At 61.1% G+C, this 12,897-nt stretch carries 16 protein-coding genes; 6 read left to right on the top strand and 10 right to left on the bottom strand.

What is annotated here, in order from left to right:
• Positions 1–2: 2 nt before the first annotated feature.
• The 3 genes from ABIA48_RS03485 to ABIA48_RS03475 all read right to left on the bottom strand — a co-directional run bounded on the left by ABIA48_RS03485 (position 3) and on the right by ABIA48_RS03475 (position 1,082).
• Positions 3–233 (bottom strand): hypothetical protein, encoded by a 231-nt coding sequence (locus ABIA48_RS03485; protein ID WP_429487071.1) that lies wholly within the window; start codon positions 231–233, stop codon positions 3–5.
• A gap of 161 nt (positions 234–394) precedes the next feature.
• Positions 395–643, bottom strand: coding sequence for a hypothetical protein (locus ABIA48_RS03480; protein ID WP_429487070.1), 249 nt, complete (start codon positions 641–643; stop codon positions 395–397).
• Positions 644–947: 304 nt separating this feature from the next.
• Positions 948–1,082 carry a hypothetical protein gene (locus tag ABIA48_RS03475; RefSeq protein ID WP_429492968.1) on the bottom strand — a complete coding sequence of 45 codons (135 nt, stop codon included), beginning with the start codon at positions 1,080–1,082 and terminating at the stop codon, positions 948–950.
• On the opposite strand from ABIA48_RS03475, the gene ABIA48_RS03470 reads away from it, so the two are divergent.
• The 4 genes from ABIA48_RS03470 (at position 1,056) to ABIA48_RS03455 (ending at position 3,416) form a co-directional block, all read left to right on the top strand.
• The gene (locus ABIA48_RS03470) at positions 1,056–1,526 is read left to right on the top strand and encodes a hypothetical protein (RefSeq protein WP_007986246.1); all 471 of its coding nucleotides are present in this window, start codon (positions 1,056–1,058) and stop codon (positions 1,524–1,526) included. The genes ABIA48_RS03475 and ABIA48_RS03470 overlap by 27 nt on opposite strands.
• The gene (locus ABIA48_RS03465; protein WP_007986248.1) at positions 1,526–1,729 is read left to right on the top strand and encodes a hypothetical protein; all 204 of its coding nucleotides are present in this window, start codon (positions 1,526–1,528) and stop codon (positions 1,727–1,729) included. The genes ABIA48_RS03470 and ABIA48_RS03465 overlap by 1 nt, the downstream gene beginning before the upstream one ends.
• A gap of 118 nt (positions 1,730–1,847) precedes the next feature.
• The gene (locus ABIA48_RS03460; protein WP_429487069.1) at positions 1,848–2,861 is read left to right on the top strand and encodes an ABC transporter substrate-binding protein; all 1,014 of its coding nucleotides are present in this window, start codon (positions 1,848–1,850) and stop codon (positions 2,859–2,861) included.
• A gap of 117 nt (positions 2,862–2,978) precedes the next feature.
• On the top strand, positions 2,979–3,416 hold the full coding sequence (locus ABIA48_RS03455; RefSeq protein WP_204933751.1) for a DUF3995 domain-containing protein: 438 nt from the start codon (positions 2,979–2,981) through the stop codon (positions 3,414–3,416).
• A 132-nt stretch (positions 3,417–3,548) separates the two neighbouring features.
• Here ABIA48_RS03455 and ABIA48_RS03450 read toward each other — a convergent pair whose 3' ends face one another.
• The 7 genes from ABIA48_RS03450 to ABIA48_RS03420 all read right to left on the bottom strand — a co-directional run bounded on the left by ABIA48_RS03450 (position 3,549) and on the right by ABIA48_RS03420 (position 10,795).
• Positions 3,549–3,911, bottom strand: coding sequence for a Na+/H+ antiporter subunit G (locus ABIA48_RS03450; protein ID WP_007986252.1), 363 nt, complete (start codon positions 3,909–3,911; stop codon positions 3,549–3,551).
• The gene (locus tag ABIA48_RS03445; protein ID WP_429487068.1) at positions 3,908–4,186 is read right to left on the bottom strand and encodes a K+/H+ antiporter subunit F; all 279 of its coding nucleotides are present in this window, start codon (positions 4,184–4,186) and stop codon (positions 3,908–3,910) included. The genes ABIA48_RS03450 and ABIA48_RS03445 overlap by 4 nt, the downstream gene beginning before the upstream one ends.
• Positions 4,183–4,671 (bottom strand): Na+/H+ antiporter subunit E, encoded by a 489-nt coding sequence (locus tag ABIA48_RS03440; RefSeq protein WP_429487067.1) that lies wholly within the window; start codon positions 4,669–4,671, stop codon positions 4,183–4,185. The genes ABIA48_RS03445 and ABIA48_RS03440 overlap by 4 nt, the downstream gene beginning before the upstream one ends.
• The gene (locus tag ABIA48_RS03435) at positions 4,668–6,353 is read right to left on the bottom strand and encodes a monovalent cation/H+ antiporter subunit D (RefSeq protein WP_429487066.1); all 1,686 of its coding nucleotides are present in this window, start codon (positions 6,351–6,353) and stop codon (positions 4,668–4,670) included. The genes ABIA48_RS03440 and ABIA48_RS03435 overlap by 4 nt, the downstream gene beginning before the upstream one ends.
• The gene (locus ABIA48_RS03430; protein WP_007986256.1) at positions 6,350–6,694 is read right to left on the bottom strand and encodes a Na+/H+ antiporter subunit C; all 345 of its coding nucleotides are present in this window, start codon (positions 6,692–6,694) and stop codon (positions 6,350–6,352) included. Before ABIA48_RS03430 ends, ABIA48_RS03435 begins: the two co-directional genes overlap by 4 nt.
• Entirely contained in the window at positions 6,694–9,612 is a 2,919-nt protein-coding gene (locus ABIA48_RS03425) for a monovalent cation/H+ antiporter subunit A (protein ID WP_429487065.1), read from the bottom strand. Before ABIA48_RS03425 ends, ABIA48_RS03430 begins: the two co-directional genes overlap by 1 nt.
• Before the next feature lie 247 nt (positions 9,613–9,859).
• Positions 9,860–10,795: a DMT family transporter gene (locus tag ABIA48_RS03420; RefSeq protein ID WP_429487064.1), complete on the bottom strand. Its 936-nt coding sequence runs from the start codon at positions 10,793–10,795 to the stop codon at positions 9,860–9,862.
• A gap of 84 nt (positions 10,796–10,879) precedes the next feature.
• Between ABIA48_RS03420 and ABIA48_RS03415 the strand changes: the two genes are divergently transcribed.
• Positions 10,880–11,443: a helix-turn-helix domain-containing protein gene (locus tag ABIA48_RS03415; protein ID WP_310059593.1), complete on the top strand. Its 564-nt coding sequence runs from the start codon at positions 10,880–10,882 to the stop codon at positions 11,441–11,443.
• Between the two features lie 14 nt (positions 11,444–11,457).
• A complete protein-coding gene (locus ABIA48_RS03410) occupies positions 11,458–12,864 on the top strand; it encodes an FAD/NAD(P)-binding protein (RefSeq protein ID WP_429487063.1) in 1,407 nt (468 codons plus the stop codon).
• The last annotated feature ends 33 nt before the right edge of the window (positions 12,865–12,897 follow it).

The raw sequence follows: 12,897 nt of genomic DNA, 5'->3' as shown, positions 1-12,897 counted from the left end.
AATCAGGCTTTCAATGCGCCCGCATCGACCGCCGTCTTCAGTTCCCTGGCTGACTCCTGGGCCGCAATGGCGGCAACATCCGGGGTTTTGAACCAGCGATCCTTTTCGACCTGGTAATACGTCACGGTCTTCAGTGGTGGTTTGGCGCGCATGACAATCACGGCCTGGAATTCACCACCGACTTCTCTGGCTTCACCGCGGATAAAAAACTCGCCGATATCAAATTCCGTCACGTTGCAGGCTTCCCCTGGAAATACATTGTTGTTGTCAACGTAACCCGATTCTTTGCGGATCCGTTTTATTGGGCGGGCAGTATGGCAGTAGTTGCCTGTCGACGGCTGAGATAAGTCGGCGGGCAGACGAAACGTCGATGGAAATGACCGCGCCGGGCATGTCAACAACGTGATTCAAGAAGCCGGGCGAGAGCACACGCTTCGTTATGATCAGCTCGGAAACCTCTGACGCTGCCTGTAGAAATGTCCTTGATATGGAAGAAGGCATTGCCCGCCATGACGACTCGAAATCGCGGGTGGGTCGGGACATCGTGAAGCGGTTCATGGGGATGGAACCGTATCGGCGGCGAGATCGACGTTGTTTCTGTGTCAGGCACCAGGGGATAGGCAATGTGTGTGAGCGTGCACATATGAAGTCCTTTTCATTGTTTTATCGACGTATGTACGTCGTTTTGGCTAGTCTCCAAGAGCATCGCTGCTCTAGAATCACCCTCACTGGTGGGTGAATGATGTTTATCTAAAGCAATTTTTTGCGGACGATATGTAGGAAAAGATTTTTTCTTGATGAGATTTTTCCCCGAAGTTGATAGTCCATAATTTTCTGGCAGCAGGAAGGGTGTTTTCCTTCAGCCTGTGACGAACGCCAGGCAAGACGATGCGGGTGACGTTCCAGTAGTCTTCTCAAGCTTCGTGATAAGTGAGTGCACTGCTCATTCAGGACTTCAATCCGGGTTCTTTGGCTACACCTTCGGCATTGCCGCTTTTTTGGCTGTGCGTTTTTTTTCGCGCACGGCACCATTTTTCAGATGTGGGGATGTTTCCTTGGCAGTAAGTAATCTCGATATGCATGCTTTGTTCGTGCTGGGTGATTTGCGCGCAAAGCTGGTCAAGCAGTTTCAGTCACGTTTCGTTTACATCACCGAACAGAACGCTGAAGGCATCTACATTGCCGAAATCGACACCGAATCGGCCCTGGTGGTGGACGACAAACCCGGACTCAAACTCAAGGTCGGCGATCATTTCAGCGCATCCGTGCTGCCCAGTCGCGAAGGCGGCAAGCTGGACATCAAGTTCCGCGACATCAAGCTGACGGTTTACGGAATTGGCGATTACGCCTTCGTGACCACGGCCGACGGCCAGGGGATCGTGTTCAAGGAAGGTCACAGCGTGGTGATGGTGTTTGCCGCCCATCAACAGTTGCAGGAAGGCCTGACCAAGACCCTGAAAGCCGTGACTGCCAAAGCTGCCAAGTGGCGCAAGGGCGAGTTGGTGACCTTCAAGGCCAGCGAGTGATGACCCTGACCCGCGCCGATTTCCACGAACAGAACCAGGCCAGCGCTCAAGACGAGGCGCGGCGGCTGTTCGGGCAGAAGACTATTCTGCAAGGAGCCTGGCTGAATTGGGTGGCGTCACAGCTTTACCAACTGCAACCGGCGGCATACGCCAGCATGGTCAGACGAGAGCTGATGCGTTTGCAGGAAACTTCCGAAAACTGATCCGCGCACCTCGAAAGCACGAACCTCTACTACAGTCATTGGACTGAGTATTCAGAGGCTTCGCGGTCTACTGCCAGGCCATCCTGCTATTGCTGTGAACAGCACGAGGTGCAAAAGCATGAACGGATTTCGACGGTTGCTGGCTGCTGTCCTGGCCACTTTCGGCTTGATGGTGACAGCCGCCCCGGTGTTTGCCGCGCAGACGCCCATCCACTTCGCCGACCTGAACTGGGAAAGCGGCAGCCTGATCACCGATGTCTTGCGCATCATTGTCGAGAAGGGCTACGGGCTGCCGACTGACACCTTGCCGGGCACCACCATTACTCTGGAAACCGCGCTGGCCAACAATGACATTCAGGTCATTGGCGAAGAGTGGGCCGGTCGCAGCCCGGTCTGGGTCAAGGCGGAGGCCGAGGGCAAAGTCGTCAGCCTTGGCGACACGGTCAAGGGTGCGACCGAAGGCTGGTGGGTGCCGGAGTATGTGATCAAGGGCGACCCGGCCAAGGGCATCAAGCCGCTGGCGCCGGACCTGCGCAGCGTCAGCGACCTGCCGCGCTATAAAGACGTGTTCAAGGACCCGGAAGCCCCGGCCAAGGGACGCTTCCTCAATAGCCCCATCGGTTGGACTTCGGAAGTGGTCAACAAGCAGAAGCTCAAGGCCTATGGGCTGGACGACAGCTACGTGAACTTCCGCAGCGGTTCGGGCGCGGCACTGGATGCGGAGATCAGTTCGTCAATTCATCGTGGCAAGCCGGTGCTGTTTTACTACTGGTCGCCCACGCCGTTGCTCGGCCGCTTCAAGCTGATTCAACTCGAAGAGCCACCGTTCGACGCCGAAGCCTGGAAGACCTTGACCGACGCTGACAATCCCAATCCACAGCCGACCCGTTCCCTGGCCTCCAAACTGTCCATCGGTGTCTCCACACCGTTCCAGAAACAATATCCGCAGATTGCCGAGTTCTTCGCCAAAGTCGACTTTCCGATCGACCCCCTGAACAAAGCACTGGCCGAGATGAGTGAGAAACACACGCCGCCGCGTCAGGCTGCGCAGGCGTTCATGAAGGCTCATCCGGATGTCTGGCGAGCCTGGCTGCCCAAGGACGTGGCGGATAAAGTCTCCGCCGCCCTGTAAGCGCTGCCGCAGGCTGTGATCTTTTGATCTTGTCTTAAAAAAGCAAAATCAAAAGATCACAGCCTGCGGCAGCTCCTACAATGTTCTGTTCAAATCCCTTTCAAGGATCTCTGAACCATGACCTTGTTGTTGGCTCAATGGCTGGTGGCGATCTTCGCAGTGATCAGTCTGGTGCATGTGTATTGGGCGTTGGGTGGCGAATGGGCGGCGGTAGCGGCGGTGCCGCAAGTACCGCAGGAGGGCAGCGCACAACTGAGGCCAGCGTTCAAGCCGCGGGGCTGGATCACGCTGGTGGTGGCCGCAGCGCTGCTGTTGATTGCCGTGCTGGTGTGTTTGCGGGTGGGTTGGTGGCTGCCACCGTTGCATCACTGGTCGTTGCAGTGGTTGATCAGCGCGATTGCGATTTTGCTGTTTGCCCGGGCCATTGGCGATTCGGAGCTGGTGGGGTTTTTCAAAGAGGTCAAAGGCTCGGAATTTGCCCGACTGGACACCTGGGTTTACTCGCCGTTGTGTGTGGTGTTGGGGGCTGGGTTGTTGGCGGTGGCCTGGGTCTGAGACAGACCGGTGCTGATGTATTGCAGGTCTATCGCCTTCGCGGGCAAGCCCGCTCCCACAGGGCTCAACGCAATCCCTGTGGGAGCGGGCTTGCTCGCGAAGAGGCCGGTCCAGGCACTAAAAAACTTTGGTCTAGCTGCCGCTCTCGGTCCGCCGGCTGCTCACCTCGGCCGGCACATCATCCCCGGCCATGCGTTTACGGAATAGCGCCGCCCGGGCCAGTAGCAAGGTGGTCACCGGCACGGTAACCGCCAGCAGGATTGGAATCAGCCAGGCGTGCAAGACCGGCGCGGACTTGAGCGCCGAAAAGTAGATGATCGAAGCCAGCGCCACGCACCAGGCCCCGAGCGTCGAGGCCAGGGCCGGTGGGTGCATGCGCTGGAAGTAGTCCTTCATGCGCAGCAGGCCCGTGGCGCCGATCAATGCAAACAGACTGCCGAGCACCAGCAGGATCGCCACCGGGATTTCCACCCACAACGACAATGGCGTATTCATTCGATTACCTCACCACGCAGCAGGAATTTGGCCAGGGCGAACGAGCCGACGAAACCGAACAGTGCGATCAGCAGCGCCGCCTCGAAGTAGGTGTCACTGGCATAACGAATACCCAGCGCCAGCATCATCAGCAATGCGACGATGTACAGGTAGTCCAGCGCCAGGACCCGATCCTGGGCCGACGGCCCTTTGAACAGGCGAATCAGGGTCAGGATCATCGCCAGGGAAAAGAAGAACAGGCTCAGCAGGATCGCGTTCGACAGCAATGGGCTCATTCGAAGATCTCCATCAACGGACGTTCGTAGGTTGCCTTGAAGTGCTGGATGAACAGCGCCTCATCGTCCAAATCGAAGACGTGCAACAGCAGAATGCTGCGGTCCAGTGCCAGCTCCGACCAGACCGTACCGGGCACCACCGTGGTGATCATCGACAGCGCGGCCAGGCCGTTGGCGTCACGCAAGTCCAGCGGCACCTTGATGAATTGCGAGCGGGGCGGGCGGCGACCGGCACTGAGCACACCCCAGGCCACGGCGAAATTGGACACCAGCACATCACGCCCGACCAGCAGGACCAGGCGCAGGATCACCCCGGGACGACGGATGCGCACCGGCAGGGGACGCAGCCTGCGCATCATCAGCGGCGCGCAGAACCCCAGCGCGGCACCCAGCAGCAGATTGCCGGGGCTGGTCGACAGGTTCAGCAACAGCCACAGCAGCCACAAGGCCAGCGACAGCAACGGTGCCGGAAACAGGCGCTTCATGGTTGCACCTCCTGCGGGGTCGCCTTGGCCGCAGGGTTCGGTACGACGCGAGTGTCGAGTACGGCCATCACGTATTGCTGCGGGTTGTACAAGGCATCGGCGGCGGCCTGGGTGTAGCGCAACAGCGGATCGGCCTTGAAGGTCAGCAGAATACTCAAGCCCAGCAGCGCGAAAATCGGCACGCATTCCAGGCGTCGCAACAGGGGCGATGGCCGTTCCGCCGGCGTCCAGAAGCGTTGGATACCCAAACGCGAGAACGCGATCAGCGACGCCAGCCCTGACAAAATCAACAACACCAACAGGCCCCACGCGGCGTTGGAAATCGGTTCGTCACCGCTGTTGCCCAAGCCCAGCGGATTGAGCAGGGCACCGATCAACCCGAGTTTGCCAATAAAGCCGGACAGTGGCGGCATGCCGATGATCAGCAAGGCACAGGCGATGAAGCTCAGGCCAAGAAACGCCATGGTCCAGGGAATCACCTGGCCGACCACGGCTTTCTGCTCGTCGTCGAGGTTGATGCCTTTGGGCGGATACAGAGATTCCAGTGGCCGGGGCAGCAGTTCGGCTTCATCCTCGAGCAGGGCTTCATTGGCCGAGCGCGAGCGCTCGATCAGTTCGGCCAGCAGGAACAGCGCGCTCAATGCCAGGGTCGAGCTGAACAGATAGAACAGCGCCGCGCCGGCCAGGTTCGGCTGGGCGAAACCGATGCTCGACAGCAGAATGCCCGCCGACACCAGAATGCTCAGGCTGGCCATGCGCTCCAGGCGTTGTGCGGCGAGGATCGCAATGGCGGCGCAGACAATGGTCGCCATGCCGCCATAAATCAGCCACTCACCGCCAAAGAACGCCGATGCCCCGGCCTGGGCGGAAAACAGCAGCGTCCACAAGCGCAGCAAGGTATAGACGCCAACCTTGGTCATGATCGCGAACATCGCCGCCACCGGTGCGCTGGCCGAGGAATACGCCGGCACCAGCCAGAAGTTCAGTGGCCACATGCCGGCCTTGGCCAGAAACGCGACGGCCAGAATCCCTGCGCCGGCGTGAAGCAAGCCACGATCGGCCTCGGACACCAACGGGATTTTTACCGCCAGGTCGGCCATGTTCAGCGTGCCGGTGACGCCATAGATCAGCGCCGCGCCAATCAGGAACAGCGACGAGGCCAGCAGGTTGATCGAGATGTAATGCAGCCCCGACGACACCCGCGCCCGGCCCGAGCCGTGCAGCATCAGCCCGTAGGATGCGGCCAGCAACACCTCGAAGAACACGAACAGGTTGAACAGGTCAGCGGTGAGGAACGCACCGTAAAGCCCCATCAACTGGATTTGGAACAGCGCGTGAAAACTCGAACCGGCGCTGTCCCAGCGGGCCATGGCGAACAGCAGGGCACTGACGCCGATGATGCCGGTCAGCACCAGCATCAGCGCCGACAGGCGATCGACCACCAGCACCAGGCCGAACGGCACCTGCCAGTTGCTCGGCAGGTACACGCCAATGGAGCCGGGCACGCCGGTGGTTTGTGTCCATTGCAACAACGCCACGGCGATACCCAGCCCGAGCAGGCTGGAGAACAGATTGATCTTTGCCTTGAGCGGTCGGTGTTTCTCGCCGAGCATCAGCATGATCGCGGCCGTCAGCAGCGGCAGCAGAATGGGCGCGACGATCAGGTGAGACATCGCCATCATTCCTTAGGCTCCCGGCCATCCACATGGTCGGTGCCGGTCAGGCCCCGGGAGGCCAGCAGCACCACCAGAAACAGCGCGGTCATGGCGAAGCTGATGACGATTGCAGTCAGCACCAGCGCTTGCGGCAACGGGTCGGTGTAGTGCAGCAGATCCTGAGGGACGCCGTCCTTGATGATCGGTTCCTTGCCGATGAACAGGCTGCCCATGCTGAAGATGAACAGGTTGACGCCGTAGGACAGCAGGCACAGGCCCATGACCACCTGAAACGTCCGTGGGCGCAGGATCAGCCAGACGCCGGACGCGGCCAGTACGCCGATGGCGATTGCGATGACTTCTTCCATCAGACGGTTCCTTTGACGGCAACGGATTTAGGCTGGGCAGCGGTTTTGTGACCCCGCACCGACTGGTGGGCGAGGGCGGTGAGGATCAACAGGGTCGAGCCGACCACCACGCCGTACACGCCGATGTCGAAGAACAGCGCACTGGCGAGGTGAATGTCACCCAGCAGCGGCAACGAGAAATGCCAGGTGTGGGTGGTCAGGAACGGATAGCCGACCAGCATCGCACCCAGGCCAGTGGCCGTGGCAAACAGCAGTCCCGTGCCCATCCAGCGCAGCGGCCGCAGGCTCATTTGCGCCTCGACCCACTGCGTGCCGGCGACCATGTATTGCAGGATGAACGCCACCGACATCACCAGCCCCGCGACAAAGCCGCCGCCCGGTTGATTGTGCCCACGCATGAACAGGTAGAACGACACCACCAGCGCCACCGGCAACAGCAGGCGCACCAGCACCGCCGGCACCATCATGAAGCCGAGCGCGGTGTCGCTGGCGTGGCGCGGGTTGACCAGGTCGGTGACCACGTCCGGTGCGAGCAAGCGTTGCTGGGCCGGCAGTTGCAGGCTTTCCTTCGGCGGACGGAAGCGGCGCAGCAAGGCGAACACGGTCAGGGCCACGGCCACCAGCACGGTGATCTCACCGAGGGTGTCGAAACCACGGAAGTCCACCAGCATCACGTTGACCACGTTGCTGCCGCCGCCTTCGGGCAAGGCGCGACTCAGGTAGAACGAGGAAATATCGTTGGGTGTCTGGCGCGTCAGCATGGCGTAGGCCAGCAACGCCATGCCGATACCGACCGCGGTCGACAGCAGCAAGTCGCGGATACGCCGCACCCGTGCCCGGCGCAGGCTGCCCGGCAACGGCGAGACTTCTTCGATCCGCCGTGGCAGCCAGCGCAGGCCCAGCAGGATCAGCACCGTGGTCACCACTTCGACCGCCAGTTGCGTCAGGGCCAGGTCCGGCGCCGAAAACCAGACGAAGGTAACGCAGGTCATCAGGCCGCAGACGCTGACCATGGTCAGGGCCGCGAGACGGTGATACTTGGCCTGATAGGCCGCGCCAAGGGCGCAGGCGATGGCCAGCAACCACAGGGTGACGAAGACGATCGACCCCGGGATTTTCGGTCGATCCCCCCAGTGCAGGCTGCTGTGCAACATGGGAATCAACCCCGCCAGCACGGCGGCGAGCACCACCAGGAATAACTGCATTTGCAGGCGTTTGGTGCCAATCCGGGGCTCCAGGCGACGAGCCAGGCGCACCATCACGACCAAGCCACGCTCGAACAGGCGCTTGCCGTCGAGACGACCAATGGCCGGCGGGTAGTGGAAGCGTCCACGCTTGAATTGGTTGCGCAGCAGCAAGTAGAGCAGGGTGCCGCAAGAGAGGGCGATCAGGCTCATGATCATCGGTGCGTTCAGGCCGTGCCAGATGGCCAGGCTGTATTCGGGCAGCGTGCCGCCGACCACCGGTTGCGCCGCGGCAGCCAGCAGCGGGCCGACCACCTGCGCCGGGAAGATCCCCACCAGCAGGCAAGTGAACACCAGTAGCTCGACTGGCGCGCGCATCCAGCGCGGTGGCTCGTGGGGTGTGTGGGGCAAGTCGGTTGCCGGCGGACCGAAGAACACATCTACGGTGAAGCGCAGGGAATAAGCCACGCTGAAGGTACCGGCAATGGTCGCCACGATCGGCAAGCTCAGTTCGACCCAGCGCGTGGCATTGATGAACACGGTTTCGGCGAAGAACATCTCTTTGGAGAGGAAGCCGTTAAGCAGCGGCACACCCGCCATCGAGGCGCTGGCAACCATGGCCAGGGTCGCGGTGAACGGCATCAGTTTGAACAGTCCACTGAGTTTGCGGATATCGCGAGTGCCGCTTTCGTGGTCGATGATACCCGCGGCCATGAACAACGAGGCCTTGAACGTGGCGTGGTTGAGGATGTGGAACACTGCGGCGACGGCGGCCAGTGGACTGTTCAAGCCGAGCAGCAGGGTGATCAGGCCGAGGTGGCTGATGGTCGAGTAGGCCAGCAACCCCTTGAGGTCGTTCTGGAACATCGCGCAGTACGCCCCGAGCAACAGGGTGCAGGCACCGGCGCCGCTGACGATATAAAACCATTCTTCACTGCCCGAGAGCGATGGCCAGAGCCTTGCGAGCAGAAAAACCCCGGCCTTGACCATGGTCGCCGAGTGCAGGTACGCCGACACGGGGGTCGGTGCGGCCATGGCGTGGGGCAGCCAGAAATGGAAAGGAAATTGTGCGCTTTTGCTCAAGGCGCCGATCAGGATCAGGGGCAATAGAATCGGGTAGAGGGCATGGGCGCGAATCAGGTCGCCGGCGGCCAGGACCTTGTCCAGGTCATAGCTGCCGACCACATGGCCGAGCAGCATGACCCCCGCCAGCAGGCACAATCCGCCCGCACCGGTGACCATCAGTGCCATGTAGGCGCCGCGCCGGGCATCGGCGCGATGGTGCCAGTAGCCGATCAGCAGGAATGAGAAGAGGCTGGTCAGCTCCCAGAAAAACACGATCTGGATCAGGTTGCCGGAGATCACGAGGCCAAGCATGGCGCCCATGAACGCCAGGAAAAACGCGAAGAAACGCGGCACCGGATCGTCCGGCGACATGTAGTAGCGGGCGTACAGCGAAACCAGCGTGCCAATGCCCAGTACCAGCATGGAGAACAGCCAGGCGAAACCATCCATGCGCAGGACGAAGTTCAGACCCAGGCTGGGCAGCCAGAAAAACTCTTCGCGAATAACGCCGCCATGGGCGATCTGCGGATACAGGAGCGCAACCTGGACGGTACCGATCAGGGCGACCAGGCCAGCCAGCAGGGATTCGGCGTTACGTGCATTGTGCGGCAACACGGCCGCCAAACAGCTACCTATGAAAGGCAGAAGCAGTAGAACTATCAGGGACATAGGCTTCTAATCTGCGGAAGTTTGTGAAGCATCATACGTGCCAGCTCCCGGATCACCAAACGCCAAGCTGTCGCAGAATCCTACACGGTAGATGGAAAAACCCCTGATTCACATTGTTTCCGGTAGAGGGATTTCGCCTGTATCAGCCCCTTCGCGAGCAAGCCCGCTCCCACATTTGAAACGCATTTCAATGTGGGAGCGGGCTTGCTCGCGAAGGCGGTCTATCCAGCGATGCAGAAGCAGCGGTTTATCGCTGTGTTTCCTGTTCCAGCTCTTCCTCGACCGCAACAGCCTTACCCTTGGTCTTCAGCTCACTGACAATCACCGCCGCCACAATTAACCCGGCCCCGACCAGGGCAATCGCCGGCAAGCGTTCCCCGGCGATGCGCCCGACAATCCCGGCCCATACCGGCTCGCCGGCATAGATCAGCGTGGCGCGGGTCGGTGAAACGCTTTTTTGTGCCCAGTTCATTGCCACCTGAATCGCCGCACTCGCCGCCCCAAGGCCCAACGCGCTGCACAGCAACAACCACGAGAAGTCCGGGATCGCCTCATTGGTGGGCACGACCATCAGGAACGACAGCACGGAAGTGACCGCCAGTTGCACCGCCGTCACCCGGCGCACATCGACCTGGCCGGCATAGGTACTGATCAGGATGATCTCGGCCGCAATGGCCACCGCGCTGATCAAGGTAGCGATTTCACCGGGGCTGAAGTTGAACGACGCACCGGACGGTCCGGACAACAACATCAACCCGGTAAAGGCCAGCATGATGCCGATGCTGGGCATCAACCCCGGACGCCGCCCCAGCACCAGCCATTGCAGCAACGGCACAAAAGGGACGTACAGCGCGGTAATAAATGCCGATTGGCTGCTGGGAATGCTTTGCAACCCGACCGTCTGCAAGCCGTAGCCGAGCATGATCGCGACGCCGATGAACGACCCGGCCTTGAGTTCGAACAGGCTCAGGTCGCGCAGGTGACGCCAGGAAAACAGGGCGACGATGCTCGCGGCAGCGGCAAAGCGCAGGCCGACGAAAAACATCGGGCCGCTGACAGTCATCGCATGCTGTACCAGCAGGAAGGTTCCGCCCCAGATCATCGTGATCAGCACCAGCACGCATTCGGCCTTGCTGAACCGTGTAAAACGGGAGGAAGCTTTTGGGGAGTTCACCGACGTCATGACCTTGCACGCTACTGGAGGGGGACGCACAATGCGCCGAATGTTGCGCAGTATACTGCCCAACCCCACTCAGTGAGCAATATAGTGCACAAAGATTCTACCCAGCGGGCATCGGTGCTCCAGCACGTCAGTCAAAATGTTCGTCGTTTGCGTCATGCCGCCGACATGAGCCAGACCGCGCTGGCCGAAAAGTCCGGTGTCAGCCGCCGAATGCTGGTGGCGATCGAGGCGGGGGAAAAGAACGTCAGCCTGACCACCCTCGACCGGGTGGCCGAAGCCCTCGACGTTGCCTTCAGTGATTTGATCCAGGCGCCCGACGCCCGCGACCCCAGCCGTATCAATGAGCTGGCCTGGACCGGCACGATTCCTGGCAGTAAAGCGGTGTTGCTTTCCAAGGCCCAGGCCAGCCGCGAAGTCGAGCAGTGGGAATGGTGCCTGCAACCGGGCGAGGTGTATCCGTCGGAGCCGGACGCCGATGGCTGGAGCGAGCAGATTTATGTCTTCGAAGGTTGCCTGACCGTTATGCTCGGCGACCAGCCGCAGAATATCGCTGCGGGTGAATTCTTCATGTTCGCCAGCAACCAGCCGCACTGTTATCGCAACGACGGGGCGGTGGCGGCAAGGTTTGTGCGTAACGTGGTGATCTGAACAGGGAGAACACGATGGACCACGCCTTGACCCATGACGCCGACATCCTGATTGTCGGTGGCGGCCTCAGTGGCACGATGCTGGCGGCGCAGTTGATGCGCCGGCCAGGCAAGCGCAAGGTGCTGGTGATTGAGCCCCGTGCCGAACTCGGCCGGGGCGAGGCCTATAGCGCGGTGGAGTTGGGGCATACGCTCAATGGCAACGCGGCGCGGATGAGTGTCGATCCGGACAACGCCGACGATCTGACCCAATGGCTCACCGACTATATTGCCGGCGGCGGCTGGCCGGAGTCGGACCAGCAGCATGTGCCGATCAGCGAATTGTTTCCGCCCCGGGGGATATTCGGTCTGTACGCGCAGCAGCGTTTGGCAGAAGCGCAAGCAGTGGGTGCCTTGAACGGTTCGACCGTCGAACATGTGCGGGCCGAAGTGGTGGATTTGCAAACCGGTACGGATAACGTGCGGCTGACACTGAGTGATGGCCAATGCCTGCAAGGGGCGTTTGCGGTGCTGGCCACCGGTATGTTCCCCGCCGCGCGCACACCGCAAACCCAATCCAGTGGTTTGAACGCTGCGGCCCTCGATCCGTGGGATGTGGCAGCCATGCGGCAGCTCGATCCGCAGTCGACGGTCATGATCATCGGCTCGGGCTTGACCATGGTCGATGCCGTGGTGTCCCTGGATCAGTCCGGGCATCGTGGTCCGATTGAAGTGTTTTCCCGCCATGGCCTGCTGCCCCATGTGCGTCGCCAGCCACCGGTCTGGGTGGATTTTCTCGAGCAGGACCAGAGCATCCGCACACCTCGTCAGTTGATGCGCGAACTGCGTCGGCACTGCCGGGACGCCATCGCCCTGGGCATTGACTGGCAAGCGCCACTGGACACGGTGCGGGCACACATCGGCCGCTTGTGGCATCAGGCGACGGACGTGCAGCGTCGGCAGTTCGTGCGGCATGTGCGGCCGTGGTGGGAAAGCCATCACCACCGTTCGCCACCCTTGAGTGCCGAACTGGTGGAGCACTTATATAAAGAAGGGCGGTTACGTATTCACGCGGCCTCGTTCAAGGGGCTTGAGCCTTCGCTCAATGGCGAGGTGAGTATCCGCCTTCGACGGCGCGGCGAGGCGCACAGCTGTGTCGTCAGCGGTGCCGCCCTGATCAACTCCAGCGGAATCGAATACGACTGGCGCCGGGTTGCGCGGCCGTTGCCCCGGCAACTGCTCGCCCGTGGCCTGGTCCGGCCCGGGCCGTTGGCCCTGGGCATCGCCGCAGAGGTCGATGGCGCCGTCCTGAACGCCGAGGGCCAGCCCGCCAGCCGTCTGTTTGCCATGGGTCCGCCGTTGCGCGGCATGTGGTGGGAAAGTACCGCCGTCACCGATGTGGCAAGCCAGGCCAAGGCGTTGGCCGGGCGACTGGTGCGCTAGGGCTGTCCATTCAACACACCGCGCAGTCAGCGC

The organism is Pseudomonas sp. S30_BP2TU TE3576 (assembly GCF_050436025.1).
GTDB lineage: Bacteria > Pseudomonadota > Gammaproteobacteria > Pseudomonadales > Pseudomonadaceae > Aquipseudomonas.
The sequence above is the reverse complement of the archived record's forward strand: the minus strand, read 5'-3'. Positions and strand labels throughout refer to the sequence as shown.

Excerpts from the sequence above, each read along its gene's own strand:
- ABIA48_RS03480 (WP_429487070.1), bottom strand. The coding sequence starts at position 643 with ATGTGCACGCTCACACACATTGCCTATCCCCTGGTGCCTGACACAGAA.
- ABIA48_RS03475 (WP_429492968.1), bottom strand. The coding sequence starts at position 1,082 with ATGCATATCGAGATTACTTACTGCCAAGGAAACATCCCCACATCTGAA.
- ABIA48_RS03465 (WP_007986248.1), top strand. The coding sequence starts at position 1,526 with ATGACCCTGACCCGCGCCGATTTCCACGAACAGAACCAGGCCAGCGCT.
- ABIA48_RS03460 (WP_429487069.1), top strand. The coding sequence starts at position 1,848 with ATGAACGGATTTCGACGGTTGCTGGCTGCTGTCCTGGCCACTTTCGGC.
- ABIA48_RS03455 (WP_204933751.1), top strand. The coding sequence starts at position 2,979 with ATGACCTTGTTGTTGGCTCAATGGCTGGTGGCGATCTTCGCAGTGATC.
- ABIA48_RS03450 (WP_007986252.1), bottom strand. The coding sequence starts at position 3,911 with ATGAATACGCCATTGTCGTTGTGGGTGGAAATCCCGGTGGCGATCCTG.
- ABIA48_RS03445 (WP_429487068.1), bottom strand. The coding sequence starts at position 4,186 with ATGAGCCCATTGCTGTCGAACGCGATCCTGCTGAGCCTGTTCTTCTTT.
- ABIA48_RS03440 (WP_429487067.1), bottom strand. The coding sequence starts at position 4,671 with ATGAAGCGCCTGTTTCCGGCACCGTTGCTGTCGCTGGCCTTGTGGCTG.
- ABIA48_RS03435 (WP_429487066.1), bottom strand. The coding sequence starts at position 6,353 with ATGATGGCGATGTCTCACCTGATCGTCGCGCCCATTCTGCTGCCGCTG.
- ABIA48_RS03430 (WP_007986256.1), bottom strand. The coding sequence starts at position 6,694 with ATGGAAGAAGTCATCGCAATCGCCATCGGCGTACTGGCCGCGTCCGGC.
- ABIA48_RS03425 (WP_429487065.1), bottom strand. The coding sequence starts at position 9,612 with ATGTCCCTGATAGTTCTACTGCTTCTGCCTTTCATAGGTAGCTGTTTG.
- ABIA48_RS03420 (WP_429487064.1), bottom strand. The coding sequence starts at position 10,795 with ATGACGTCGGTGAACTCCCCAAAAGCTTCCTCCCGTTTTACACGGTTC.
- ABIA48_RS03410 (WP_429487063.1), top strand. The coding sequence starts at position 11,458 with ATGGACCACGCCTTGACCCATGACGCCGACATCCTGATTGTCGGTGGC.